Below are 21,837 nucleotides of genomic sequence, written 5' to 3' on the forward strand. Positions count from 1 at the left end.
TCGCGGAGCTCGGCCTGACGAGCTATTTATTTGATATTATAGCGTACCGCAGGCTTATGAACAACCGTGGAATGGCATTCCTGCCAGCCAGGCCGTGGCGGATCGCCATGGATGCCGCCGTCGAATCAAAGCGCCTGCCATACAAAAAGCCGAACGAAGGATCGTTCGGCTTGAATGGCGAAGTTCAAAGAAGGGGGAGCTCTCCGGTGAATGGGTCTAGCTCCCGGCTGTCGGCGGGGCCTACGGCCAGCGCAGTATACGTGGGCACTCCGTGAAATTCGGTATGACCCCGATCCTGGACCAGGGCTGCTGGCAATCCCGCCGCGCAGAGCCGGGCGTGCAGCCCACGCAATTCCGCCTCGCTGTTGACGCTGACGACCACCTTGGTCTGCTCTCCATGGAACCAGCGTTTCCAATCGGGATTCGGCGCGCCTCGATACTGGTCCTGCAGGGCCAGCACCGCCGTCAGGGCGGCATGCGCCCCCTGGGCCACCATCTTGCCCTTGCGCATACCGAGGTCCTTGCGCAGGACGATGACTTGTTTCAACATCAGAAACCTCCAAGGGCAATATGGTGCTTGGGCGGGACAACCATCTGATGGCGAGCTAGCCGATGATCGCCTCGAGCATCCGGCCCAGGACGCGCTTCGCGAACTCGGGCGCCGCCGCCTTCGCGGCTTCCATGGTTGGAAAACCCCGAGCGGCAAATCCCAAATACAGGAGGTCAAACGCGCCGGCGTCATCCGTGATCGCGATCATTTCCTGACCGGCGAAACGAGCGACTTGCATCACTTCCCATTCGCCATCGATATCTGTCCAGCGTTGTTGCGGCGAAGCGAGCGTCGATTTCCCGCCTGCAATAATTTCGATGTCCATCAAGCTTCCTCCCTAAGTGAGTTCTCGTGTGCCGGACCGGGCTGCCGTCCGGGGAATTCCCCCGACACGTCCGTTTTCTTCGCCGATGGTTGCTTGGCGGTTGTCTTCTTCCAGGAATAGATGATCCGCAGGGCGACAAAGACGGCGACCGCCATTTCCGTGGAAGTCAGGTGCGCCTGGGCGCCGTAGAGCTCCAGGATCGTTTCCCGCACGGAAAACAGAATGGCCGTGTCCAGCACCAGGGTGACACCGATCTGTTGTTTGGCTTCCAGGCGGATGAACACCTGGGCCAGTTCCAGCATGATCAGCACGTCCAGTGCCTCGGTGACCGCGGTGCGGATCCCGATGGCCGTGCTGGTTTTGTCGAAGGTTTCGATGACGTGCCAGAGCACCACAAGCAGGTGGCCGCTCAGGATGGCGGCGAACGTCAGCACGATGCCAGTGACCAGAAATTCCACGGCATGCACGCCATAATCCAGCATGCGCTGGGTGGCTTGCCGGAATGGATTGGGTGGGTTGGATTGTCCCATGTGGAGGTACTCCGTAGTTGGCCTACCGAGTATAGCGGCGGCACTGGAAGCCCCTGACGGAGCCTGGCTGAAAAATGGGTGGAATCGGGCGAGAAAATGGTCGGAATAGCGGGATTCGAACCCGCGGCCCCCGGTCCCCCAGACCGGTGCGCTACCAGGCTGCGCCATATTCCGAAATTGGATGCCGGCTAATCCGTGTAGGGGCCGGCTTTGGCCGCTGCTTACGCCGTAGCCGCAAATCCAGGAACGCCTGTATCTTCCTGCGGTCGAGCGGCTCCAGCGCCAGGTAGTCCTTCAGCAACTGTTCCAGTTCCGGCTTGACGCCGACCGGGACGGGTATCGAGAGAACGGCCTGGACGGGTTTCTTCCGGTTCTTTGCGGGCGAAGCCCGGAGCGGGGTTGATGTTGGCATGACAGGCCTCCAGGCGAGACAAAATGGTGGTCGAAGCGGGAGTCGAACCCGCACGTCCTTGCGGACACCAGCACCTCAAGCTGGCGCGTTTACCAATTACGCCACTCGACCGGTTTCAGCTTGGCGCCGGTTTCAGCGCCACATCAGCAGGGCATCGCAGTGACAAGTGCCTTGACAGGCGGGGCAGACGTATTTGCGCTGGAGAGAATCTGCTTCCCAATAACGGGGGATCCGCTTCTGGCCAGAGAAGCCGTTGGCCTCCGCCAACCGCAGAAACGGATTGGGGGCCCCGTCGGACCGGTCCCAGAGCAAGGTGGCCCAATGACGATGCCTGGCCAGGGCCTCTCGAAGCAGGGCGGTGCCGATGCCTCGGCGACGGTAGCCCGGAAGTACGGCGATCTCCCCCAGTACGTGAAGCGGCCAGTGGACGGGTGCGTCGAGCGCTTGCAGCATCGCGTAATACCGGGGCGGAGTTTCGTTCTGGCCCGTCCAGCGGTAGGCGGTGGTCCAGCCCGCGATGTTTCCGTCCACGATTGCCAGGAGCACGGCAGGAGCTTCCATCTGGAGCTGGCGGGCAGTCAGGTAACCGTCCCCAAAAAGAGAACCGGACAGATGGGCCAGGGTTCTGGCGTCACCCCTGGTAAGCGGTTGCGGCAGACTCCGGATGGCCCATCCGGGACCAAGGCTGGAATCCTGGTCAGACATCGGGTTCCGACGCCCGGAAGGCGGCCATGGCGGCCCAGTACTGGGCCTGGTCGTGTGCCAGTTCCAGGATCAGCCGGCCATGCTCGGATTCCGGCTGGATGGCCCGGGTGTACGGAATATCCGCCCCTAATGGCAGGTCCTCCAACAGCCGGCCTATGTCGATTTCCGCAGCGGAAAGCCAGTCTCCCGCATACTCCCGAAGAACCCCCAGCATCCGGCTTTGGTTTGGGGTGAGGTCCCATTGGTCGACGGGGCCGTGAATGGGGTCCCCCTGCAAAAACTCCTGGCCTGGCAGATCGTTCCGAGCCGGAACCGGGCCGTCTGGACCAACCTGCCAGATGGTACCGGTGACACTACGGCCCAGTTCGCCATATTGAGCGAAGTCCAGGAGGAAGATCATCCGGTAGGCCTTTTCCCGTGGCAAGGGACCCTGTTCCTGCTGATGCAGGATTTGCAGGCAGGCCTCCGTCGCCCTGATCATGATTTTCGTTTTCAACGAATCCTCCGGCCGCTTCGGTGTGGATACTCCGGCCCCAGCGCAGTGCCTTCTGTTGGGCAGAGGCCTCCCGTTTTCGCTGTTTGCCGAACGGGGTGGCGTCAAAGGCGCCCGCGTACGGGAGCCTTCGGCCGATGGCCCGATTCCGGGCGGGCCACCCGGGCAGGACTGCGGGCTCCAGTTCGGACTCGGACAGCTCGGTGGTCAGGTACCCGAGCCAGCCTGCCAGGTATTCACTCAGCCGGCCCTGGAACTCGGGGTTTCCCAGGTCCTGGAGCCGATCTTCGGCGACCACCGTGCCGGCTTCCGGTTCAGGGCCGGATATTCCCGCCACCCACGGGATCTCCGTGGCGCCTTCCCCGGTCTCCGCAAAGCTGATGGCGTCGAGCAGGTAGAGCAGAGACCAGAGGCGTTGCCGATCGCCGCGGCACTGGCCGTGACGCAGCAGGTAAAGGACAACGTCCTGTTGGGCTCGAGGAATAGGGTTCGACATGGCTTCGTATCCTCAGAGATATCTAAATACAGTATACCATTTGGTATGGTTGGATGCCAATCCGGAATTGGAGCCGTCGGTGGGGCTCGAACCCACGGCCTCTTCCTTACCAAGGAAGTGCTCTGCCCCTGAGCTACGACGGCGAAAAGAAAAGGGCGGCTGCCCGTCTACCGGGCGGCCTTGTATTGCGTGCGTCGGTGGGACTTCCAGCTTTTCTCCGGTTTCCGGGGGAAGTCGTCGAAAACGGTGGCCCAGCCCTTGCGACGCCCACGAACGGGCGGTTCCGCCCATTCCGGGTTCTCGGTATCCGGAGACCAGCCGTGGCTCTCCCGATAGGTACGTGACGCCGTGCAGCGCCGGAACCACCGGTGGCGTGCGCGGCAATGCCGGCCGCTGAAACGACGAAACCGGGTACGAGGTGACCGGCGCGGAAAAAGCGCCACCAGGGGGACAATCTCCAACTGGGCATCGCGGATGACCCAATCATAGGTTTGCCGCGCCGGTTCTCCGCAGGACCAGGTCCAGTATCCGAAAGTGCCGTCCGGACTGATGGCGGGCCGCTCTCGGCGGATCCAGTCGCGCAACCAATCGGCCGAATAAGGGCCGAACACTTGGCTGGATTTGGAACAGATGGTGTACTCAGGCACGAGTTTCTCCTGTCAGGTGAAAATACCTAACGGAAGAAACTGGACCTCGGAAGTGGTACGCGCATGCGGATCAACCTCGCTGACCAAATTTATACTTATCGTTCCCACGTTTAAGTATAATTTAGGAAGTACGGAACGATGGTGCGTCCTGCGGGGGTCGAGCCAGCCGTCTCCTGCGTGTCGGGCAGGCGCTCTCCCGCTGAGCCAAGGACGCGGGAAATGGTACGAGTGGCGGGAGTCGAACCCGCAGGAAACCAGATCCTAAATCTGGCGCGTCTGCCTATTTCGCCACACTCGCAAAGGGGGGGATATGGCGCCCCGGGCCGGAATCGAACCGGCGGCCTTTCGCTTCGGAGGCGAGCGCTCTGTCCACTGAGCTACCGGGACGAAATCAGTCAGGGCCGAGGCAGGCGAAGGGTCCCCGTGCCGAAGGCGACCACGCTGTGGCCGAAAGATTTCTGGTTCCGCTGGTCGGATTCCTCGCCGCGGCCGGCGCGCAGCCGGGAACGGTCTTCGGGAACCCGGTGCGAGCGCAACCGGGAGAATACGGGAAAGCGCAGTAGATGGAGCATGGCGGCCTCCTGGCCCATGGCTGGAAATGGTACCCCCGGCCGGACTCGCACCGGCACGCCCTTGCGGGCACCTGCTCTTGAGGCAGGCGTGTCTGCTGTTCCAACCACGGGGGCGTTGTGGGGGACATACATGAGAAGTGGTGGACTGCCCGGGAGTCGAACCCGGAACCTCCGGAGTAAGAGTCCGGCACTCTGCCAGTTGAGTTAGCAATCCGAAATTGGTGCTCTCGGTCGGATTCGAACCGACACCCGCCAAAGCGAGCCGCCGGGGTTTAAGGCCGGCATGTCTGCCAATTGCACCACGAGAGCATGAAAGCAATGTGCAATTTTTGCACGAACTGAACTGGTGCATTTTTCACCAAAGCCTGACCGGTGGCCTCTTCCAAATTCGCCCCGCAAGGGGCGTGGATTGAAACACGCCAGTTGGGATGGCGCCCCTGACCGGATTCGAACCAGTGCCTCCCGGATAGGAGCCGAGCGCTCTGTCCTGCTGAGCTACAGGGGCCGGGTTACTCGTATTCGCCGTGCGCCTGGGCCTCGGCCACCAGCCGATCCAGAGTTTCCTTTCGTTTGGCGAGTGAAGGGCGCTGGCAGTGGTTGCATTTTTTGCAACTTTCCTCCGGAAACCCGGTTTTCGGCGAGATTTTCGTCACTATGGCCAGTTTTCTTTCGCCAGCATGGTTTTCTCCATTTTTTTTTCTTACCGTTTGCAACTTCTGGATGTGCTCACGAAGCACTGCTGCGCCAACGGAGTGCGCTCTGTATAGCCTGGCCAAAGCCGGAGTGCTCCAGACTGTTCAGAAAGCCTCCTGGTTGTGGCTGTTGTTGTTCAAAAAACAAACCATACCGGGGCGAGACTAATCTGGGAAAACTCCAAAATCTTCCAACATCCAAGACACGGTAAACGCCGGACCAGCATCAGTGTAACCTGTCCAGGGGGCAGCTTGTAGAGTGCGTTCTAAAGGTGCCGCCCAAGTGAACACCAGGAAAAGCCCAGATACTACGATATCGCCAGCGTCACCGAACGCGAAGTGTGTACCTTCCAAAAGTCCGTATACTATGACGGCCAAAACAGCAGCCAGCGGACTTGCGAGCGCTCGGATCCATCTGGGCCAGCGAACCAATGGATTGCCGGGCGTGAACCACCATGGCACTCCTTTCAGTCCGCGCCCAAAGACCAGTTTGGCAAGTCTAGCGAACACCATCGCGGGTTGTTCAGCATCCGTCGCCGGACCAAGCGGATTACGCTTCAACCAGACCTCAAATCGCTTCCGCGCCGCGAATGGGATGCCAGCTACACGCTCCAATATCGCCTACAGAGATCCTAGCAACACATCAAGCAGCAGAAAAAACAAGAAAGCCGGGTACAGCGCAAGGTCAAAACCAGCGAAATGGTCCGGCTGTTCACGCAATGCGCCGATGCCAACCAACGCCGCCAATAACGAACCAAACAACCACCAGGCGATAGTAACCGCCACTCTCCCTAACCTCCAAAGCGGTGCGCCGGTCATTCCATGTGTTGCCAGAAATCCCCCAGTGGCCCAAGCGTTAAGCCTTAGCGCCGCGCTCTGTCCACCAGCAAGAGAAGGGGACGACTTGCCAAACGCGTTTCGCCAAATAGCATACGCCGCATATGGCTTTTCCGCCAAAACTTTACTCCTCGTGATAAAATGAAAAACAAGCACGAAGAGTAGCAGGTTCCAGATTAGTTTCCATCCCATGGCGCCGGCCACCTCAATTTTTCTCTTACCGGTCCAGATCGGCCGGTTCGCCGAACTTCCGCAGGGCGGCCGCCAGCATTTCCCCGACCGCTTGCCTCGGCCTGGATGGATCGGCGCAGGCATCGTGAACCCTGGCCAGCACGGCCAAGAGCGCCGCGTGCTCGCGCTCGAGCCGGAGCTTCGCCATGGACCGATCCAGGGCCGCCTGCGTTTCCGGGGTGAGCCGGGACAGCTGCCCTTCGGGATGCATGAAGACTCGGCCGTGATCCCAATCGATACCGGCGGAGATGGCGGCTACCGGTACGGTCGGCGAGGCACCGATCGATCCCGGGGCATACACGGGGATCGCTAAGTTTAGATCTTGGCCGCCGGGTTGCGCGGCGATTTTTGTTAGGTGCTCCAAAGCGTTCCAAACGTCCATGATCCTGCTCCCCTACGGTTGAAATGGCGCGACTGGAGAGATTCGAACTCCCGGCACGCGGTGTAGAAAGCCGCTGTTCTTTCCGCTGAACTACAGCCGCATTTTTGCATAATAATGGTGCCCTTTGCAGGATTCGAACCTGCGACCTTCTGGTCCGCAACCAGACGCGCTTTCCTCTGCGCCAAAAGGGCCAATTCTGGGGTCCCCACCGGTTATGTGCGGCCCAACGCCTCGGCATGGGAATAGGTGTTCGGAATGTATCACAAGTCCGGATCCCGGCCGTCGAGAGCCAATCGCTGCTGAGCGGAACGCTATCCACATGAACGGTTGCCGCAAAACCTGCTACGTCCGTTAGGCTGCTAATTGTTCCAAAAGCTACCACTATTCCGGTCGATTCACGCCTCCTGATCGGTTTTGAATGAAAAAAGCACAAGGCTTACTTTCTGCTTTTGTTGGCGTGACGCAAGAGATTCGAACTCTGGCATACGGTGTAGAATACCGCCGCTCTCGAGGTCCAGACACAGCCGGTCGATCAACTCAAACCAGCCGTTGCCGCACAAGACCATTCCGGGCCGATAGCTATGGGCCAACGGACGAGACAGATCCAGGTGCCGGTCAATCCGCAACTGTCGATAGGCCGGATACAGGGTAGAGATCTCCCGATGGCTTAGTGGACCGATGCGCGGTCCAATTTCCCGCGCAGCATCTCCTGCAGGCCCCACAAGGCTTGTAAGGTCTGGAAAACATTCCGTATTGGCGCGCTGCGCAGCTTCCGTCGAAAATCGGCATCGGTGACTGGCGAGAGCAGGGCTTCTGGGTAAGACTCCCAGGTCGCGCTGGCCAGATCGGTGTCCGCGTCCGGGTCTTCCGGCGCGGAAAACCGTACAGCCGATTTGACGTCATCGATCGGCAGGGCATACGCATCGGACAACGCCACCAATACATGCAGCGCCAATAGTTTGGCCAGCATGTCGAACAGGCCCAGCTGAAACGGGTCGGCGTTCTCCAGTTTCAGGTGCACCGTTTCGGCCAGCCGGTTTTTGATCTGGTGGTACATTTCGGTTTTCAGCATGATTGCCTCGCTTGTGTTGATTTGAGAGCGTCCTTTTATTGGTCGGGATGGCGGGATTCGAACCCACGGCCTCCTGGTTCCGAACCAGGCACGCTACCAGACTGCGCTACACCCCGATGTGCGTGTTGGGCAACTGGTAAGGATTACTTACCAGTTGCCGGTATTGGCGCCCTGGGCAGGGGTCGAACCCGCGGCCCCCTGGTTCGAAGCCAGGTGCTCTGTCCACTGAGCTACCAGGGCCGTTATTCCCGCCATATAAAACCCCGCCAGCGGTCGGTCCAAAAAAGTACATTTGTCAGCCTATGGGACTGGACGTGATGTCCCATAATCTGGCGTTTTTTAATACCGGACGGAACGGTTCTACGTCTTCTGGACACTGTCCAGTTACCGCGATTGACGCCCCCCGCTGGACAAATTCGGCCAAAGTAGGAAGCAAGGCTGGATACACCGGCGAAATGTTTACAGGCTCGTCTACGATAACCAGGCCGTCTCGCAGATCTCCGGGAATGCTGGAGTCTTCTGGAAGATCACCTTTCCAAAGGGTTGGGATCTGTTTCGCACCGCGGTCTAGCCACAATGACTCGAAGTCATATACGAACAGGGAGCAGTCTCCTTTTGACACCTGGTGATACTGCTGTTCAGGTCGAAGGTCTATATAGTTGCCGTGGAGCAGACGGGCCAAATGCAGATACGAACGCCCGTAATCAAGGATCACCACAGGACGGCCTAAGACCAGCCTGGCCAACACGAGTTGTGCGGCTGCCGTCGATTTCCCCACTCCGGAGCGACCCACAAGCTGCAGGTGTTCAGTCCAGAATATTCCGGGATTATTCGTGTTTTCAGGGATCATTATGAGCTTCTCCGCTGTGATGTACCACCGATGAAATTGGTGTGGGCTATCCCGCCGTATGAAGAAAGAACCAGACCGGGTTACACGCGTTCCGGAAGCAGGCGTATGCCCGTTCCCTGGCATTGGCGGAGGATGCAGGATTTGAACCTGCGTGCCGGTTCCCCAGCCATCTGCTTTCCAAGCAGCGCGAATAGGCCGCTCTCGCAATCCTCCAGATTGGTGCAACGAGCCGGAATCGAACCGACGACACCCTGGTCTTCAACCAGGTGCTCTACCTGCTGAGCTATCGTTGCGTAGTGGGGTATTCGCGCCGATTTGCGGCGAGCCCCCGCCATAATTGGTACTCCGCACCGGATTCGAACCGGTGTTTTCGGGCTGAGAACCCGACGGCCTGGGCCTCTGGCCGAGCGGAGCCTGGCGCTTCGATACCGCGAATTGGTGCCCCGCGCAGGAGTTGCACCTGCAAGCCTTTCGGCACCGGCTTCTGAGACCGGCGTGTCTGCTGTTCCACCAGCGAGGCGAAGTTTCGCGCCCCGGCACGGCCGGCACGGCTTCCCGGTGCCCGATGGGCTTCGTTTCCGAGCAAAACACGGTTGGACGGTCGGCCAACCGAACGATTGTCCCCGGCTCCAGGCCCCCCGGGACAACAGGGATTCGGTGCCCCGCGCGGGGCGCTCCGAATTTGGCACTCCCAGTCGGATTCGAACCGACGTACGCTGCCTGAAAAACAGCCGTCCTGGACCCCTAGACGATGGGAGCAATGATTCTACTTACTCAGAATGGTGGCGGGAGGTGGATTCGAACCACCGACCTTCGGATTATGAGCCCGACGGGCTGCCTGACTGCCCTATCCCGCATCAGAAACTGGCACCGATACACGGACTCGAACCGCGATTACCGGTTTTGGAGACCGGAGTCCTGGCCATTGGACGATATCGGCAAAATAGGCGCGCCCAGGTTTCCAACCCTGCACGACGTTCGATTTCCGGATGTCAACCGGCTCCGCGGCTGGAATCGACCGCCAGCCCCCGCATTACCCGGCGGGACGGGCGACAAGCCTTGGGAGTCGACGACTCCCCGACGCGGCAGTGCGTCACCTGAACCCGCTTGTCGACGAGATCAGCGTCCTGCCTCGGAGTACGCAGCCGGCTTTCGCCTGCCTACGGGCCTCTATCGATAGGAGGCCATCGGGCCACACGCCCGAAGATCGGAATGGCCGTGGCCTGGCCACCAGGCTACCGGCCTGGGCGGGGAATGGGCGCAAGCCGTTTCTTAGCTGTCTGTGCGGCAGTTCACCGGTCCGTGGGACGGCGTTGTCCTTGCTAGGAACAACGCACAGTATAGCAAAAGAACACGTCACTTGCAAGGAGGTTTGGTGGACCTGGCCGGGATCGAACCGGCGACCTCTCCGTTGCGAACGGAACGCTCTCCCAACTGAGCTACGGGCCCGAAATAAAGTCGGCGGCAGGGGATTCGAACCCCACCAACGGAAGCTGGCCCCGCGTCTGCAGGTCTTCCGTTATCCCGGCTGGGCACTGGCCAGTGCGTTGCCCGGGCTTCCTGTCCGGAAAGCACACCCAAAGTGCTGACCGCCGATAAGACTAAAATGGTCGGAACGGCTGGATTCGAACCAGCGACCCCCTGGTTCCAGGCCAGGTACGCTAACCAGACTGCGCTACGCTCCGATGAAGCTGAAATCGGGAAACCTGAAGTTTTCGTTCAAGACGAATACAGTTTACCAATGGTATTGGTTAGCTGTCAATCGCTGGTGGGACGCCAGGGATTTGAACCCTGGGCTCCCCGCTTAAAAGGCGGGTACCCTGGCCGCTGAGTTGGCGTCCCGAAAAGTGGTGCACACTGGTGGAATCGAACCACCCGCCTAGCGATTATCGGTCGCTTGCTCTACCGATGAGCTGAGTGTGCAGAAATGACCATTGCCCCGGATAACCTGACTGGTTATCCGCAGGCTTGCCGAACATCGGCCCAATCGTGGCGTTCTCGGCCAACCGCTCCAGACTGGAGAAGTTGTCGGACAGCCACCGGGAAACCGGCCGAAGACGGCGGGTCAGGCTTCCGGCCATGGCCCGCAGGCACTCGATAGACCGATCTCCGAACAAACGCAACGCGAAGGACATGGTTTCGATTTGCTCGGCGGCCTCCCGGGCTTCGCCATGGGTCTTGACGGCTTCGTCCACCAGTTTCTCGACCCGCTCGACAAAAGCATGGGTGGCCGAATCGTCCGGGACGGTGATGGCCTCAGAAAAAACGGCCACCATCTTGGTGGTCAACACGATCACCAGGAAAAAAGAGGAAGTGCGGAAAACGATGGTCATGTGGATGCTCCTTCTGCGAGGCAGACTCGCGGAGCACCGTCCTATCGGTTTTCCTGACTGGAATCTGCGCTATGTGGAATCTGGTGATGCGGTACTTCCGATGTGCTGCCTGGGCCTTTCAGTGCCATGAAAACCTCCGATATGCGACGAAAATGGTAGGGGCTGCAGGACTCGAACCCGCGACCTCCGGCTTGTAAGACCGGCGCTCTACCTGTTGAGCTAAGCCCCTGTTGCAGACCACGAAAATGGCGACCCGTACCGGATTCGAACCGGCGATCTCCTGCGTGACAGGCAGGCGCTTTGAGCCACTAAGCTAACAGGCCAAAAATGGCTGAGGAGGCAGGAATCGAACCTGCTTTATGCCTGGGCCAAAACCAGGTGGCCGGCCATTAGCCGTCTCCTCAAAAATGGTTACAGGTGCCGCAGGTGTGCCGGCAGGGGCCGGTTGGCGGCAGACCAGGCTTGCGCCAACGGCGACAGACCATTGCGCGGGGCGGATTTCAAGCCTTGCCGGATGCGATCGGCAGCCCATCCGGCGTAGATTTCCGGCCTGCAGAACGGGCAGGGCTCGTATGAAAAAGGGCCACTCTCACTGAGTCCCAGGCCGGTATCTCCGCAGGGAAAACAGCAGGGCAGGGCGGCGCGTTGCTCAGACGTGAACGGACTTCGCTGAAAAAACTCATCTGCCTCCAACATGGCCATCGGCCTCCTGGCATGGGCGCGGAAATGGTGGGCCAGCCCGGATTCGAACCGGAAACCTGTCGATTATGAGTCGCCCGCTCTGCCGATTGAGCTACAGGCCCGGGGAAAATGGTAGACACGGCGGGGATCGAACCCGCAACCTTCGGCTTATGAAACCAACGCGCTGGCCGGTTGCGCTACGTGTCTAAGGATGACAGGGATTCCAGTCCGGGCAATGCCTACCAGCGCCGTACGGGGGCTGGATCCGCTGGAATGCCTACGGGCGGCCAGGAAATGGAAGCCGTCAGTTCAACGAAGCTCGAATGACGCCGCTGCGAAATTGGAGTCCGGCGCCGGAATCGAACCGACATAAAACTGCTTTGCAGGCAGTCGCCTGACCATTCGGCCAGCCGGACAAAATTTGCGGGTTACGGTCCCGCGTTGGTGTTTCGGCCCAACCGTTTCAGGTCCCCGGCCTTTTTTATTTAACGTCGCTGCAGGCCTCCGACGATCCGATGAACTCGAATTTGGGGCGGAAAGCGGGGCCCAAACGACGTCTACGCACGTTAGCGCCGCACTGAGCTTTTCCGCATACGTTGGAGCCGTCAGCCGGAATCAAACCGGCGACCTATTCCTTACCAGGAATTGCTCTGCCACTGAGCTATGACGGCGCGATTGGAGCGGGAGACGGGATTCGAACCCGCGACATCGACCTTGGCAAGGTCGCGCTCTGCCACTGAGCTACTCCCGCGAAAATGTCCGTTGTTTAATCAGCCGTCCCCTGTCGGATTGCAGCGCATCCCAGGTTCCCTGTGGCACGAAGAGTGCGGCTCATCGGGCAACCACCACTCCAGACAATGCCGCCTGTTGGCGAAGAAAGCTCCTATCCTTTTGTGAACGGAACTTCCCGGTTATGCTGGCAAACTGTTGGATACTCAGTGCGGTGTGCTGCCTGTCCACGTCCTGTTTCAGCCAGACGGCCTCCGCCCGGGGCACGCCGGTAAACCAGATGGCGGGGGCGTCAACGGACATGGAGGCATAAAACAATCCAGAAGTAAGCAGTAACAACAAAACAAATGAGACGAAAAGCGAAGTTGCATCGGTGAGCGCCGCCACCATAACTCCGAAGGTGAGCACCACCATCAACATCAGGAAAACAACCTCGTGACGGGCGACAAAAAGCAGAATCTGATTCACGGAAGAAACCTCTTTTGGTAGTTGTTCACCCGTCTGGAGCCGGCCAACGGAAGCCGCTTGCGCTTGCATCACCGGCGCAAGACCGATGCCGGAACTCAAGGGCAATGCCCCGGCTAGCCCACCGCGACTTGTGTGCGCGGCCAACAGCGCCGCCTTGTCACCTCGGGCGGATAGGCCAGACCCGTAACCCTGTCTGGCGGGATCGAAGGCCGAAGCCCGCAATGCTGAAATTTGGCGGAGACGGCAGGATTTGAACCTGCGTGCCGGTTTCCCAGCCATCTGTTTTCGAAACAGCGCCGATAGGCCTCTCTGGCACATCTCCGAAGATAGGAATGTGGCGTAGGCTATCCGGTGTATAAGCCACCGGATTGATCTAACCGAAACCCCCACGCAATTTCGGCGGAGTCCGCTTGCGGAATGACCCGGAAGGAGCGGACGAACGCCGGGGCAGTTTGCGTCCATTCAGCAGGACGGCTAGGCCGTAAGACATGCACCCGGCTAGGCGAGGAGAGGTCTTCTGACATTGCAGGCGGTATGCAACGCTCCCCAGAACCCCTGGGGCACCGGCGCTTCGCCGGGAACGCCACCCCGAAAGATGGCCTCCCGATAGGCCGGGATCAAGCCGGGCCACTTCTATCCGCATGGGATCCCGGAAGTGGACGGTCTCGGGGGTTGGCTAGCCAAGCTCCCCAATGGCTACTATTTTAGTATACCTATGGATAATCTGTCAAACGTGAAAATGGAGGAGACAGCGAGATTCGAACTCGCGGACCTGGGGACACCCAAGCCTCCGGGGTTCAAGGCCGGCGCAATCAACCAGACTCTGCCATGTCTCCGAAGTTGGCTGGGGACCGTGGGATCGAACCACGATTAACGGCTTCAGAGACCGTTGTCCTACCATTAGACGATTCCCCAAGAAAAGAGGCGCGTAACGAGATAGCAACCCGTCACCCCTTGTAATAACGTCAAACATCACCGCCTTCGTCTGCAACCCGAACGATAGCCGGAACCGGATGGCGACGCGCCCAACGATACTTGTCCTTGGGGACGACCGCCTTGAGGTCCCCCGTCTGGTACGGCGGGGAAGGCGCCAGCATGCCGGGGGTTTGGTGCGCCCGGTGGGGGTCGAACCCACAACACCCGGATTAAAAGTCCGGTACTCTACCGATTGAGTTACAAGCGCGGTAATGGCGGCGAGTGCAAGATTCGAACTTGCGGACCCCGGGGTTGCCAGGATCAACTGTTTAGCAAACAGCCGTAATCGGCCACTCTACCAACTCGCCAAGGGGAATGCGTTCGGGGGTGACCGACGGGATTCGAACCCGTGCCGCCAGGGCCACAACCTGGAGCTCTGCCACTGAGCTACGGCCACACCAGAGCGCACTCCGAAAACAGGGATGGCCTTTCAGGCAGCCACCGGACCTTTTGGTCTAGCGAATCAGGCGTGGCCCGACGATCGTCTGCCAGCTACCGTTTGCCGTACGCAAACTACCAATACTTGGAGCCCGCCACCGGTCTCGAACCGATCACCCCCTGCTTACAAGGCAGGCGCTCTACCTGATGAGCTAGGCGGGCAGGATACGGCTGGCATTGGAGCCGAAAACCGGAATCGAACCGGTGGCCTACTGATTACGGGTCAGTCGCTCTACCATCTGAGCTATTTCGGCGAAACCGGTATTCGACCGGTTGGAGTAGTCCTTTCCGTTCTGGAAAGGGCTGAATTATGGTGCGGAATGCAGGATTCGAACCTGCGATCGCCAGAGGCAACTGGTTTACAGCCAGTCGGTTTGAGCCACTCACCCAACTCCGCAAGACCAGATGGCCCGATTTCGGGCCCGGCTCTGGCTGGCCGAACTGCTCGGGTCGTCGGCAATAGTGCCCGCTCGTACCCGGTACAATATGGTGGACCTGGCCGGATTCGAACCGGCGACAACCTGCATGCAGGGCAGGTGTTCTCCCGCTGAACTACAGGCCCAAGGTTGCGCGGACACGGGATCTGCCCGCTACCCACGACTTGCAGAAATCGGTCTATCGTGGACCGACGATGTTCCCTGCCAGACATCCGGCACCCCTTATCAGCGCCGAATACACCTTGCGATGTACCGATAACGCGCCATCGGATGAACGATGGTGTCGTCAATTCTACCGGCCATAGGTCGGCGAATATGGTGGAAGACTCCGGATTCGAACCGGAAATGCCAGAGGCGTCGGAGTTACAGTCCGATGGTTTAACCAATTCACCCAATCTTCCAGGATGCGCCCGGTATTCAGCCGGACGGCTTGTCGCTTTGCAACGGATATGGCGACCGCATATCCCGGTCTCTCGACCGGTCTTGCCTTGCCCACCCCGGCAATGGCTTTAGCAGCGGCGTACAAGTCACCATCCCGTAACCCAGGGCGGGGAATTTGGTGGACCTGGCCGGGATCGAACCGGCGACCTCCAGCATGCCATGCTAGCGCTCTCCCATCTGAGCTACGGGCCCATGCTGCTGGTTACGAATCCAGCGTTGGCGTACGACCCAACCGTTCCCGACCCGCTACGCGGATTTGGCTGGCATGGCAGGACTCGAACCTACAACCACCCGGTTAACAGCCGGGAGCTCTACCTGTTGAGCTACATGCCATTCGAGTGCAGATTCGCGTGTTACGCCGGCGCTGCACGGGCCGTCCCAGGATCGCTTGCGCGCCTGTGGATTTGGAGCGAGATAGGAGAATCGAACTCCTGTAGCCTGCTTGGAAGGCAGGGACACAACCACTATGCCAATCCCGCGAAAACGTGTGCTCACGCACACCGCAACCGACCGGTTTCTGTCCCGCGCGGCTCTGGTGTGCGTCCGGTTGCCCGGACGCACGGATATTTCCTCTATTGGAAAAGAGCGGACCCCGTTGCCGAGGTCAGGTGGTTTCCGGCTCTCTCCCCACAAGGAAAGACCCGGCAACCTCCTGGTCGGAGCCTGTCGGGTCGTGTACTCCCCGGTGGAGGCCCCCTACTGCGGGACCCCTGGGAGTCCCCTTACTGCATGATCACCTGCGTATTTGTTTCAATCCACGCCCCTTGCGGGGCGAATTTCGAATAGCGTTGAAAACCGTGTGAAATCCACAAAGCCAAACTCACGGTATCCGCCAGGCAAACGCCTTCCTGCCGGCCGATGCTCGGCTGCGGGGCAGGATGCGCTGTGGATTTCAGAGTTGCCGTCATGGTTCAAATCGCCTTCGCTTGTTCGATGCGACAAAGTATAGCAACTGTGACTGTGGATGTCAACACCTGGAATTTACGGGCCTCGCGGAAGTGATTCCGATAGGGGCTAGTTGGTCCACTGTAACGTGACCACCCCGTTCTGGCCTGGCAAGGACGTATTGGCGGCGTTGTACGTATCGCTGGTCGTCGACCCCAGGCCTCCCGTGGCTCCGCCCCCTACCGTGTCCGTAACGCCGGTCGCCTCCGGAGCGGCGTAGTCCGAACCCCCGCCCGCGCCGCTCGGCCCCGCCCCACAGTTATAGCCGCTGCCCCCGCCATAATAGCCGGAACCCCCTGACGGATCCGCCACCCCATACGGGGAAGCGACGGAAGAACCGTTTCCGCCGTCCGTCAGGTTGGTCAGGGAAATAGGGCCGGAACCGGAAACGCCGGTCCCGCTATAGCCGGGGCTGGTCCAGTCATCGATGCCCGGACCGGTGTCGGTGGCCCCGGCACCGCCGGCACATCCGGAATAATAGGCGCCGTCCACATTTTCTCCGGAAGTGTTCGACTCTCCGCCGGGGCCACCTTCCGCCGCCCACGGCTGGGGGTTGACACTATTATCCAGGCCGCCGCCACCCCCGCCTCCAGCCACGGCCACAAATTGGCCCCCCAGCACCAAGGCGGAAGCACCCCCGCCAAATCCCCCGTTTACGCTTCCGCTCCCCGCTTGTCCGCCCGCGCCGACGACGACCGTGACCGAGGAGACCCCGGCCACGGATACCGTCCCGAGGATCAGGCCGCCGTTGCCGCCAAAGTCGGTACCGGGCGTCGCGTAATAGAGAAAATAGCCGCCCCCGCCTCCAGCCCCCGCCAACTGAAACGCGATCCGGGTGGCCCCGCTTGGGACCGGCACCGTATAGGTTCCCGGGATGGCAAAGGTCTCGGTCACCGAGAGTTGCTTAGCTCCCGGAATGAGTGTTCGGAATTCGTACGTTGGGCCGGCGGCCGCCATGCCTGCGGCAAACAGCCCGAGGACCGCCGCGATGGCAAGTGCTCGCCTTCGTTTGTGCATAAAGATACCTCCTGGTCCCAGAATATAGGCACAACAGGCCTGCGGGCTTCGTGGGCCACGGAACGGCCGGGCTCCGCCACTGCCCGGATAACGATATCTATTGTATACCTATGGTGGAGTTCATGGCGGCCCGCCGCTATACTGGGCCGTAGGATCATTGCACGAGGAGAACACCATGGCAGCAGCACGGCAAAAGCAAATCGGCGGAAAGACCTTCAAGGCGGGGCCCCTGACATTAATCGCCAAGGCTATCGGCAGGAAGTATAAGGTGCAGGTTGTCATCAGCGACCGAGTGACCGTACCGCATACGGACGGCAAGGTCATTTGCCTGCCAGGCCTGCGGATTGACGGCAGCCCGGAAGACGTGGCCAAGCTGAATGCCTTTCTGGATCACGAATCGGGCCATGTCCGTTTCTCGGACTTCTCTGTCTTGGCCGGATGCACCCCCCTGGAACGTATTCTTTCCAACGTGATCGAGGACCCCCGAATCGAGGCCCTGATGGAGTCGAAGTATCCCGGCTGCAGGTACAATTTCGAGGCGTGCCTGGAACTTGAAGTGCGGGATCTGACCGAGGATCGGGCAAAGCAGCCGGATGGGCCGGAGGAGCCTCCCCATCCCGCTTCCGTTCTCTGTACGGCGCTGCTCAGCCAGCTGTTCGTAAAGCTGCTGGACCGCAAACTGCTTCAGGCCCACGCGCAGGAAAGGTGGACCGAGGCCGAGCAATTGTTCGGGAAGGACTTGATGGCCCAGGTTTACGCCATCGCCGAACGCGGTGCTACGGCGGCGAACACCATCGACGTCATGACCGCGACCCGTGAAATCATCGAGTTGCTAAAACTGCCCAATCCCCAGGCGATGGAGATCCAGGTCGAAATGGCCGGGTTCCGGCCCCATGGTGTGGAAGATGGCGAATCCGAAGCGGGTCAGGGGGCTGGGCAAGGGAAGGGCAAAGCCTCCCCATCCAGAGAAAAGGGGAAAGGTCGGGGCGTCGAGAACGAGACCACAGCCGAGAAATCCGGAAAAGGCCTGGAACAAGGCGATCCGGAACCAGGGGGTGGTTCGGGTACCGCGGAAGGAGAAAAACCGGAAACGGGCGAGGAGGCGGACGGCGATGAGCAAGGCCAGGATGACTGCGAATCCGGAGACCAGCCGGGCAAGGCAGAAGGCGCCGGAGACCTGCCGGGCGGAACGGGTGCCGGTAACTCCGGCACCCACCGCGGCGACGAGGCCATCCAGTCGGTTCTGGACGTCGGCGCCCAGGATGCCGCCGAGATCGGAGACGATCTCGATCGGGGTCGACGGATGGCCGAATCCCTGGCGGATTCGGCACGTGACGGGCATACGGCCACCGATAGCCAGATCCAGCCCACGCAGTGGAGAGGCTCTCCGGCAATGGTGGAGATACTGCGGATGGATGGGATCACGCGTCCGTTGCGGATTCGCCTTGAGGACGTTCTGCAAAGCCGGCAGATGGAATCCTACTACCCGGTTCGCAATGGATTCCGCACGCGGCGCCGGAGCATCGGCCTGTATGGCACGGGGCTCGATCATTTCTTCCAGAAAAGGGAGGAGGTCGAGCAACTGGACAGCGAGTTCATGGTCAGTTTCGACATGTCCGGCAGTATGTCCTCCGGATCCCGGATGACGAACGCCAAGATCGCGACGATCGCCGTCGGTGACAGCCTGATGGGTTTCGACGGGGTGAAATTCCAGGTGTCCGCCTTCGACACGATGGTCTTTACGTTCCACTCGGACTGGCGGCAGGCTCGGCAGCAGATCGCCGGCATTCCGCCACGAGGCGGCACGCGGTATGGCCCCGCCTTGCTACATGGGATCGGACTACTGCAGGCATCGGAAGCGACCCGCCGGGTTTTCGTGCTGGTGACGGACGGAGATCCGTCTGACGCGGAGGAGTCCTCGGCCATTGTCCGCTATGCCCGCCAGCTTGGCATCGAGGCGTATGGCCTGTCCATCGAGGCTCGGCTTTCGGACAACATGAGGCAGATCTTCGGGGCCCACGCCGGCAGCATCGGTCGGCCCCAGGAATTGCCGGCCGTGCTCGGCAACCTCATCGAGGCCAACCTCTAAACCATACGGTTTCCATTATTCCCCGCCTAACCGCGGGGATTTTTTATGGGTAGGCCTCGTGCGTGCCTATATTGACCCAGGACCATTGTGCGAACCAGGAGAACAAGAATGAAGCTAGCCATCCACAGAGCGGTTGACACCCGGGGCCTGGGCGAAGAGTCCGGTTTTCGGATTCAGGCCAATGCCAAGGCATTCCAGGCGCTTTCCAGCACCCTGTACTCCGACAAGATCGCGGCCGTGCTGCGGGAATTGGGATGCAACGCCCAGGACAGCCACAAGGCCGCCGGCATCCGTCGGCCCATCGTGGTGAAATTGCCCAACGCCATCAATCCGGAATTCTACATCCAGGATTTCGGTATCGGAATGAGCCATGCTCAAGTAAAGGGGTTGTATACGACCTACTTCGCGTCCACCAAGGACGACAGCAACGACGAGGTCGGCGCCTTCGGGCTGGGATCCAAGTCCCCGTTCGCCTACACCGACAGTTTCACGGTGGAGACGGTCAAGCGCGGCGTGCACCGGGTATACGGCGTCTTCATAGGCCCCAGCGGGAACCCCCGGATCGCGTCGGTCGATAGGCGTCGGGCCACGAAGAATTGGGCCTCCGGCGTCAAGATCGGTTTCATGGTCCAGCCCCACGATGTGCAACAGTTCCAGGATAAGGCCCTGGAGGTCTTCCAGTGGTTCGACCCCTTGCCGAAACTGCTGGGGGTCGAGGAACGACCGCAACCGCCCGTGCTGCGGTTTCGGAGCACCCGCCTGGGGATTGCGACCGTCCAGCGGCCGACCAACCGGGTCTACGTGGTCATGGGCGGGGTTCAGTACCCGGTTCCGGACGATCTCCTGAAGCAGATGGACACCCCGGCTCTCGGCCCGAGCGCGAAGCCCCAGCCGTTTTTCAACTTGGGCTACGACAAGGTGGCCTATCTCTTTGCGGAGATCGGGGAGGTGGAAGTGGCCATTTCCCGGGAGACACTGTCCTATACCAAGACGTCCATCGCCGGTCTCAAGAAACTGGCGGAATCCGCACGGGCGGAAGTACTGCAACTGGTGGACGACGTGCTGTCCGGCCCCGGGACCCTGCTGGAGCAGTTCAATGCCTGGCATCAGAACCAGTCGGGCAATCTCGACGTGGCGATGTCGGTCTTTCCGGATACGGACCACGCGGCGAAAACCAGGCTGGTCTGGAAAGGCGAATGGTTGCCGGAACTCTTCCCGGACCTTGGGAACCCGCTCCGGTTTTTTCGGCAGAAGGTGAATACCGCTTCCGGCTACCAGGTCCAGATCGATACCAGTTCGGGGCGTGAATTTTGGGCCAAGCCGACGTACGGCTCGTCCACCGTCATGGCCGGAATACTGGCGGTTCTCGATAAGGATCTAACGGAAGCCGGCATTCGAGCGCGGGTACGCACGGTACTGCGGGATCAGCCGGATGGCACCCGGGTGTGGGTATTCCGCCACGGTTCTGAGCTGGAATCCGCCGCCAAGCGCCTGGGCATTCCGGCAATACCGTTATCCGGCATCTCGCCCGTCAAGGATCAGATAACCGGCGAACCCAAGATGGACCGATCCCTGGCGGTGGCCACACTGAAGTTGGATCCCCCCGCAGGGAAAATCGATATCCATCAAGGATTCTCGACACGCTGGGCGCACTACGGACTGGCGTTCTCCAAACCGGGCGCAGGTTCTCGGCTGGATCTGGACAAGGAAGCTCCCGGGATATTCTACTATCCGGACACGGCAGTTCTGCAAAACCTGCGTTCCTACGGTTACGGCAACTCGTCATTTCTGCCCTACCTGAACCTCGTACTGGAAGGCCGGCTGGGACGGAAACCCGTAGAGAAGCTGCCCGCCGTCTCCAGCGAGCGATCAGCCAAACTCTTGCGGGAGGCGGGTTGGCAAAACTTGAAGGATGTGCTGCAACAGGGCCCCGCGCCCAAGCTGGATCCCGCCTGGAGCCGGCTAGCGTTGCTGGGTAATTGGTTCGGTCTACCGAATACCGTTCCGACCGTTCCCATCAGCATCGCCGTCGCCTGGCTGCATTTGCCGGAACTGCGAAAACAGTTGGCTTCGTCCCTGATCGGGCAGGCAATCTGCTCGGAAATCGGGATGGATCCGGACCTGACCGGACTTTGCCTGGAGAGTCTGCATACCGGTTTGCTTCGGGAGGTGACCCAAGGACCGACACCCTACCACCGGGTACATTGGGCCGAGGCGTTTACGGCGCGGCATCCGTTCGTCGGTCAGGCGCCCGGTTTGAATACGGCCCCCCTGACCAGCGGGAAGCCGCTGGAGGCACGGCACTACATGCGCTGGGTGGATCTTGCCAGGACGGTAGCCGCCATCGACTGATTATCCGTTTCCACCGCCCTGGTTCCCGCCAGGGCGGTTTTTTGTCCATCGCTATACTCTCCAACCTGTCTGATCCCCGCCTTCGTGAGGTTGCCGATGTTGAAGTACGTAGTCGCCGGTGGCGCGCTTCTGTGGCTG

19 protein-coding genes and 47 tRNA genes are annotated in these 21,837 nt (G+C 60.4%); 2 read left to right on the forward strand and 64 right to left on the reverse strand.

All coding sequences use genetic code 11. The features are described from left to right. Positions 1 to 184: 184 nt before the first annotated feature. The 64 genes from pth2 to ACYCUK_RS01220 all read right to left on the reverse strand — a co-directional run bounded on the left by pth2 (position 185) and on the right by ACYCUK_RS01220 (position 17,258). Positions 185 to 550, reverse strand: coding sequence for an aminoacyl-tRNA hydrolase (gene pth2, locus ACYCUK_RS00905; RefSeq protein WP_461593000.1), 366 nt, complete (start codon positions 548 to 550; stop codon positions 185 to 187). 55 nt (positions 551 to 605) lie between these two features. Beyond that, the gene (locus tag ACYCUK_RS00910) at positions 606 to 875 is read right to left on the reverse strand and encodes a hypothetical protein (protein ID WP_461593001.1); all 270 of its coding nucleotides are present in this window, start codon (positions 873 to 875) and stop codon (positions 606 to 608) included. Next, the gene (locus tag ACYCUK_RS00915) at positions 875 to 1,357 is read right to left on the reverse strand and encodes a hypothetical protein (protein ID WP_461593002.1); all 483 of its coding nucleotides are present in this window, start codon (positions 1,355 to 1,357) and stop codon (positions 875 to 877) included. Before ACYCUK_RS00915 ends, ACYCUK_RS00910 begins: the two co-directional genes overlap by 1 nt. A gap of 145 nt (positions 1,358 to 1,502) precedes the next feature. Further along, positions 1,503 to 1,579: transfer RNA gene (locus ACYCUK_RS00920), tRNA-Pro, on the reverse strand. After that, positions 1,557 to 1,817: a hypothetical protein gene (locus tag ACYCUK_RS00925; RefSeq protein ID WP_461593003.1), complete on the reverse strand. Its 261-nt coding sequence runs from the start codon at positions 1,815 to 1,817 to the stop codon at positions 1,557 to 1,559. Before ACYCUK_RS00925 ends, ACYCUK_RS00920 begins: the two co-directional genes overlap by 23 nt. A gap of 24 nt (positions 1,818 to 1,841) precedes the next feature. Next, positions 1,842 to 1,928 (reverse strand) — tRNA-Leu (locus tag ACYCUK_RS00930). Positions 1,929 to 1,949: 21 nt separating this feature from the next. Next, positions 1,950 to 2,522, reverse strand: a complete 573-nt coding sequence (locus tag ACYCUK_RS00935; RefSeq protein ID WP_461593004.1) for a GNAT family N-acetyltransferase — start codon at positions 2,520 to 2,522, stop codon at positions 1,950 to 1,952. Beyond that, positions 2,515 to 3,018, reverse strand: a complete 504-nt coding sequence (locus tag ACYCUK_RS00940; protein WP_461593005.1) for a hypothetical protein — start codon at positions 3,016 to 3,018, stop codon at positions 2,515 to 2,517. Before ACYCUK_RS00940 ends, ACYCUK_RS00935 begins: the two co-directional genes overlap by 8 nt. Before the next feature lie 561 nt (positions 3,019 to 3,579). Next, positions 3,580 to 3,654, reverse strand: a tRNA-Thr gene (locus tag ACYCUK_RS00945). Between the two features lie 24 nt (positions 3,655 to 3,678). Next, positions 3,679 to 4,158: a hypothetical protein gene (locus ACYCUK_RS00950; RefSeq protein ID WP_461593006.1), complete on the reverse strand. Its 480-nt coding sequence runs from the start codon at positions 4,156 to 4,158 to the stop codon at positions 3,679 to 3,681. 139 nt (positions 4,159 to 4,297) lie between these two features. Further along, positions 4,298 to 4,372, reverse strand: a tRNA-Val gene (locus tag ACYCUK_RS00955). Between the two features lie 6 nt (positions 4,373 to 4,378). Continuing rightward, a tRNA-Leu gene (locus tag ACYCUK_RS00960) sits at positions 4,379 to 4,456 on the reverse strand. A 13-nt stretch (positions 4,457 to 4,469) separates the two neighbouring features. Then, positions 4,470 to 4,545: transfer RNA gene (locus ACYCUK_RS00965), tRNA-Arg, on the reverse strand. A gap of 8 nt (positions 4,546 to 4,553) precedes the next feature. Next, positions 4,554 to 4,730, reverse strand: coding sequence for a hypothetical protein (locus tag ACYCUK_RS00970; RefSeq protein WP_461593007.1), 177 nt, complete (start codon positions 4,728 to 4,730; stop codon positions 4,554 to 4,556). A 27-nt stretch (positions 4,731 to 4,757) separates the two neighbouring features. Beyond that, positions 4,758 to 4,844 (reverse strand) — tRNA-Leu (locus ACYCUK_RS00975). A gap of 24 nt (positions 4,845 to 4,868) precedes the next feature. Beyond that, positions 4,869 to 4,944, reverse strand: a tRNA-Lys gene (locus ACYCUK_RS00980). A 5-nt stretch (positions 4,945 to 4,949) separates the two neighbouring features. Continuing rightward, a tRNA-Leu gene (locus ACYCUK_RS00985) sits at positions 4,950 to 5,039 on the reverse strand. A gap of 120 nt (positions 5,040 to 5,159) precedes the next feature. Then, a tRNA-Arg gene (locus tag ACYCUK_RS00990) sits at positions 5,160 to 5,235 on the reverse strand. A 4-nt stretch (positions 5,236 to 5,239) separates the two neighbouring features. After that, complete coding sequence (locus tag ACYCUK_RS00995; protein WP_461593008.1) at positions 5,240 to 5,467, reverse strand: hypothetical protein; 228 nt, start codon at positions 5,465 to 5,467, stop codon at positions 5,240 to 5,242. Between the two features lie 576 nt (positions 5,468 to 6,043). Further along, entirely contained in the window at positions 6,044 to 6,463 is a 420-nt protein-coding gene (locus tag ACYCUK_RS01000) for a hypothetical protein (RefSeq protein ID WP_461593009.1), read from the reverse strand. 13 nt (positions 6,464 to 6,476) lie between these two features. Next, a complete protein-coding gene (locus ACYCUK_RS01005; RefSeq protein WP_461593010.1) occupies positions 6,477 to 6,872 on the reverse strand; it encodes a hypothetical protein in 396 nt (131 codons plus the stop codon). Between the two features lie 24 nt (positions 6,873 to 6,896). After that, positions 6,897 to 6,972 (reverse strand) — tRNA-Arg (locus tag ACYCUK_RS01010). A 15-nt stretch (positions 6,973 to 6,987) separates the two neighbouring features. Beyond that, a tRNA-Arg gene (locus tag ACYCUK_RS01015) sits at positions 6,988 to 7,063 on the reverse strand. Between the two features lie 476 nt (positions 7,064 to 7,539). Beyond that, complete coding sequence (locus ACYCUK_RS01020; RefSeq protein ID WP_461593011.1) at positions 7,540 to 7,944, reverse strand: hypothetical protein; 405 nt, start codon at positions 7,942 to 7,944, stop codon at positions 7,540 to 7,542. Between the two features lie 39 nt (positions 7,945 to 7,983). Beyond that, a tRNA-Pro gene (locus ACYCUK_RS01025) sits at positions 7,984 to 8,060 on the reverse strand. Positions 8,061 to 8,108: 48 nt separating this feature from the next. Beyond that, positions 8,109 to 8,184 (reverse strand) — tRNA-Arg (locus tag ACYCUK_RS01030). Between the two features lie 55 nt (positions 8,185 to 8,239). Further along, the gene (locus ACYCUK_RS01035) at positions 8,240 to 8,794 is read right to left on the reverse strand and encodes a hypothetical protein (protein ID WP_461593012.1); all 555 of its coding nucleotides are present in this window, start codon (positions 8,792 to 8,794) and stop codon (positions 8,240 to 8,242) included. A 123-nt stretch (positions 8,795 to 8,917) separates the two neighbouring features. After that, positions 8,918 to 9,007, reverse strand: a tRNA-Ser gene (locus ACYCUK_RS01040). A 4-nt stretch (positions 9,008 to 9,011) separates the two neighbouring features. After that, positions 9,012 to 9,087, reverse strand: a tRNA-Phe gene (locus ACYCUK_RS01045). A 45-nt stretch (positions 9,088 to 9,132) separates the two neighbouring features. Further along, a tRNA-Glu gene (locus tag ACYCUK_RS01050) sits at positions 9,133 to 9,208 on the reverse strand. Between the two features lie 22 nt (positions 9,209 to 9,230). Then, positions 9,231 to 9,314: transfer RNA gene (locus tag ACYCUK_RS01055), tRNA-Leu, on the reverse strand. Between the two features lie 163 nt (positions 9,315 to 9,477). Continuing rightward, positions 9,478 to 9,553, reverse strand: a tRNA-Glu gene (locus ACYCUK_RS01060). A gap of 21 nt (positions 9,554 to 9,574) precedes the next feature. Next, positions 9,575 to 9,651, reverse strand: a tRNA-Met gene (locus ACYCUK_RS01065). An 8-nt stretch (positions 9,652 to 9,659) separates the two neighbouring features. Continuing rightward, positions 9,660 to 9,734: transfer RNA gene (locus ACYCUK_RS01070), tRNA-Trp, on the reverse strand. Positions 9,735 to 10,167: 433 nt separating this feature from the next. Next, positions 10,168 to 10,243, reverse strand: a tRNA-Ala gene (locus ACYCUK_RS01075). A 158-nt stretch (positions 10,244 to 10,401) separates the two neighbouring features. Then, a tRNA-Pro gene (locus ACYCUK_RS01080) sits at positions 10,402 to 10,479 on the reverse strand. A gap of 81 nt (positions 10,480 to 10,560) precedes the next feature. Continuing rightward, positions 10,561 to 10,636, reverse strand: a tRNA-Lys gene (locus tag ACYCUK_RS01085). A gap of 6 nt (positions 10,637 to 10,642) precedes the next feature. Next, positions 10,643 to 10,717: transfer RNA gene (locus ACYCUK_RS01090), tRNA-Ile, on the reverse strand. Further along, on the reverse strand, positions 10,681 to 11,127 hold the full coding sequence (locus ACYCUK_RS01095) for a hypothetical protein (protein WP_461593013.1): 447 nt from the start codon (positions 11,125 to 11,127) through the stop codon (positions 10,681 to 10,683). Before ACYCUK_RS01095 ends, ACYCUK_RS01090 begins: the two co-directional genes overlap by 37 nt. A gap of 153 nt (positions 11,128 to 11,280) precedes the next feature. Continuing rightward, positions 11,281 to 11,356 (reverse strand) — tRNA-Val (locus ACYCUK_RS01100). 17 nt (positions 11,357 to 11,373) lie between these two features. Beyond that, positions 11,374 to 11,450: transfer RNA gene (locus ACYCUK_RS01105), tRNA-Asp, on the reverse strand. Positions 11,451 to 11,455: 5 nt separating this feature from the next. Then, a tRNA-Gln gene (locus ACYCUK_RS01110) sits at positions 11,456 to 11,531 on the reverse strand. 323 nt (positions 11,532 to 11,854) lie between these two features. Continuing rightward, a tRNA-Ile gene (locus ACYCUK_RS01115) sits at positions 11,855 to 11,930 on the reverse strand. 8 nt (positions 11,931 to 11,938) lie between these two features. Continuing rightward, positions 11,939 to 12,015: transfer RNA gene (locus ACYCUK_RS01120), tRNA-Met, on the reverse strand. A gap of 134 nt (positions 12,016 to 12,149) precedes the next feature. Beyond that, positions 12,150 to 12,224 (reverse strand) — tRNA-Cys (locus ACYCUK_RS01125). 181 nt (positions 12,225 to 12,405) lie between these two features. Continuing rightward, a tRNA-OTHER gene (locus ACYCUK_RS01130) sits at positions 12,406 to 12,479 on the reverse strand. Positions 12,480 to 12,484: 5 nt separating this feature from the next. Further along, positions 12,485 to 12,559: transfer RNA gene (locus ACYCUK_RS01135), tRNA-Gly, on the reverse strand. Between the two features lie 80 nt (positions 12,560 to 12,639). After that, the gene (locus tag ACYCUK_RS01140; protein ID WP_461593014.1) at positions 12,640 to 13,104 is read right to left on the reverse strand and encodes a hypothetical protein; all 465 of its coding nucleotides are present in this window, start codon (positions 13,102 to 13,104) and stop codon (positions 12,640 to 12,642) included. Between the two features lie 133 nt (positions 13,105 to 13,237). Continuing rightward, positions 13,238 to 13,327: transfer RNA gene (locus tag ACYCUK_RS01145), tRNA-Ser, on the reverse strand. 418 nt (positions 13,328 to 13,745) lie between these two features. After that, positions 13,746 to 13,841: transfer RNA gene (locus ACYCUK_RS01150), tRNA-Ser, on the reverse strand. 5 nt (positions 13,842 to 13,846) lie between these two features. Next, a tRNA-Gln gene (locus ACYCUK_RS01155) sits at positions 13,847 to 13,920 on the reverse strand. 192 nt (positions 13,921 to 14,112) lie between these two features. Beyond that, positions 14,113 to 14,188, reverse strand: a tRNA-Lys gene (locus ACYCUK_RS01160). A gap of 5 nt (positions 14,189 to 14,193) precedes the next feature. Beyond that, positions 14,194 to 14,288, reverse strand: a tRNA-Ser gene (locus ACYCUK_RS01165). Positions 14,289 to 14,306: 18 nt separating this feature from the next. Further along, a tRNA-His gene (locus tag ACYCUK_RS01170) sits at positions 14,307 to 14,377 on the reverse strand. 127 nt (positions 14,378 to 14,504) lie between these two features. Further along, positions 14,505 to 14,580: transfer RNA gene (locus ACYCUK_RS01175), tRNA-Thr, on the reverse strand. Between the two features lie 16 nt (positions 14,581 to 14,596). Next, positions 14,597 to 14,672: transfer RNA gene (locus ACYCUK_RS01180), tRNA-Thr, on the reverse strand. A 57-nt stretch (positions 14,673 to 14,729) separates the two neighbouring features. Then, a tRNA-Tyr gene (locus ACYCUK_RS01185) sits at positions 14,730 to 14,815 on the reverse strand. A 90-nt stretch (positions 14,816 to 14,905) separates the two neighbouring features. After that, positions 14,906 to 14,980: transfer RNA gene (locus ACYCUK_RS01190), tRNA-Ala, on the reverse strand. Between the two features lie 191 nt (positions 14,981 to 15,171). Further along, positions 15,172 to 15,256, reverse strand: a tRNA-Tyr gene (locus tag ACYCUK_RS01195). Positions 15,257 to 15,412: 156 nt separating this feature from the next. Next, a tRNA-Ala gene (locus ACYCUK_RS01200) sits at positions 15,413 to 15,488 on the reverse strand. A gap of 65 nt (positions 15,489 to 15,553) precedes the next feature. Then, positions 15,554 to 15,629: transfer RNA gene (locus ACYCUK_RS01205), tRNA-Asn, on the reverse strand. 72 nt (positions 15,630 to 15,701) lie between these two features. Continuing rightward, positions 15,702 to 15,775 (reverse strand) — tRNA-Gly (locus tag ACYCUK_RS01210). A 243-nt stretch (positions 15,776 to 16,018) separates the two neighbouring features. Continuing rightward, positions 16,019 to 16,204 carry a hypothetical protein gene (locus ACYCUK_RS01215; RefSeq protein WP_461593015.1) on the reverse strand — a complete coding sequence of 62 codons (186 nt, stop codon included), beginning with the start codon at positions 16,202 to 16,204 and terminating at the stop codon, positions 16,019 to 16,021. Positions 16,205 to 16,310: 106 nt separating this feature from the next. Then, positions 16,311 to 17,258 carry a glycine-rich domain-containing protein gene (locus tag ACYCUK_RS01220; protein WP_461593016.1) on the reverse strand — a complete coding sequence of 316 codons (948 nt, stop codon included), beginning with the start codon at positions 17,256 to 17,258 and terminating at the stop codon, positions 16,311 to 16,313. A 175-nt stretch (positions 17,259 to 17,433) separates the two neighbouring features. Here ACYCUK_RS01220 and ACYCUK_RS01225 point away from each other — a divergent pair, with 175 nt between their 5' ends. Next, on the forward strand, positions 17,434 to 19,347 hold the full coding sequence (locus ACYCUK_RS01225) for a VWA domain-containing protein (RefSeq protein WP_461593017.1): 1,914 nt from the start codon (positions 17,434 to 17,436) through the stop codon (positions 19,345 to 19,347). Positions 19,348 to 19,455: 108 nt separating this feature from the next. Then, positions 19,456 to 21,699: an ATP-binding protein gene (locus ACYCUK_RS01230; RefSeq protein WP_461593018.1), complete on the forward strand. Its 2,244-nt coding sequence runs from the start codon at positions 19,456 to 19,458 to the stop codon at positions 21,697 to 21,699. The last annotated feature ends 138 nt before the right edge of the window (positions 21,700 to 21,837 follow it).

The sequence above is a fragment of the Thiomonas sp. genome, from assembly GCF_054608695.1.

Coding starts and splice junctions, on each gene's coding strand:
- ACYCUK_RS01225 (WP_461593017.1), top strand. CDS start 17,434: ATGGCAGCAGCACGGCAAAAGCAAATCGGCGGAAAGACCTTCAAGGCG.
- ACYCUK_RS00910 (WP_461593001.1), bottom strand. CDS start 875: ATGGACATCGAAATTATTGCAGGCGGGAAATCGACGCTCGCTTCGCCG.
- ACYCUK_RS00935 (WP_461593004.1), bottom strand. CDS start 2,522: ATGTCTGACCAGGATTCCAGCCTTGGTCCCGGATGGGCCATCCGGAGT.
- ACYCUK_RS01230 (WP_461593018.1), top strand. CDS start 19,456: ATGAAGCTAGCCATCCACAGAGCGGTTGACACCCGGGGCCTGGGCGAA.
- ACYCUK_RS00925 (WP_461593003.1), bottom strand. CDS start 1,817: ATGCCAACATCAACCCCGCTCCGGGCTTCGCCCGCAAAGAACCGGAAG.
- ACYCUK_RS01215 (WP_461593015.1), bottom strand. CDS start 16,204: ATGACGGCAACTCTGAAATCCACAGCGCATCCTGCCCCGCAGCCGAGC.
- ACYCUK_RS01220 (WP_461593016.1), bottom strand. CDS start 17,258: ATGCACAAACGAAGGCGAGCACTTGCCATCGCGGCGGTCCTCGGGCTG.
- pth2 (WP_461593000.1), bottom strand. CDS start 550: ATGTTGAAACAAGTCATCGTCCTGCGCAAGGACCTCGGTATGCGCAAG.
- ACYCUK_RS01005 (WP_461593010.1), bottom strand. CDS start 6,872: ATGGACGTTTGGAACGCTTTGGAGCACCTAACAAAAATCGCCGCGCAA.
- ACYCUK_RS01035 (WP_461593012.1), bottom strand. CDS start 8,794: ATGATCCCTGAAAACACGAATAATCCCGGAATATTCTGGACTGAACAC.
- ACYCUK_RS00915 (WP_461593002.1), bottom strand. CDS start 1,357: ATGCTGGATTATGGCGTGCATGCCGTGGAATTTCTGGTCACTGGCATC.
- ACYCUK_RS00970 (WP_461593007.1), bottom strand. CDS start 4,730: ATGCTCCATCTACTGCGCTTTCCCGTATTCTCCCGGTTGCGCTCGCAC.
- ACYCUK_RS01020 (WP_461593011.1), bottom strand. CDS start 7,944: ATGCTGAAAACCGAAATGTACCACCAGATCAAAAACCGGCTGGCCGAA.
- ACYCUK_RS01095 (WP_461593013.1), bottom strand. CDS start 11,127: ATGACCATCGTTTTCCGCACTTCCTCTTTTTTCCTGGTGATCGTGTTG.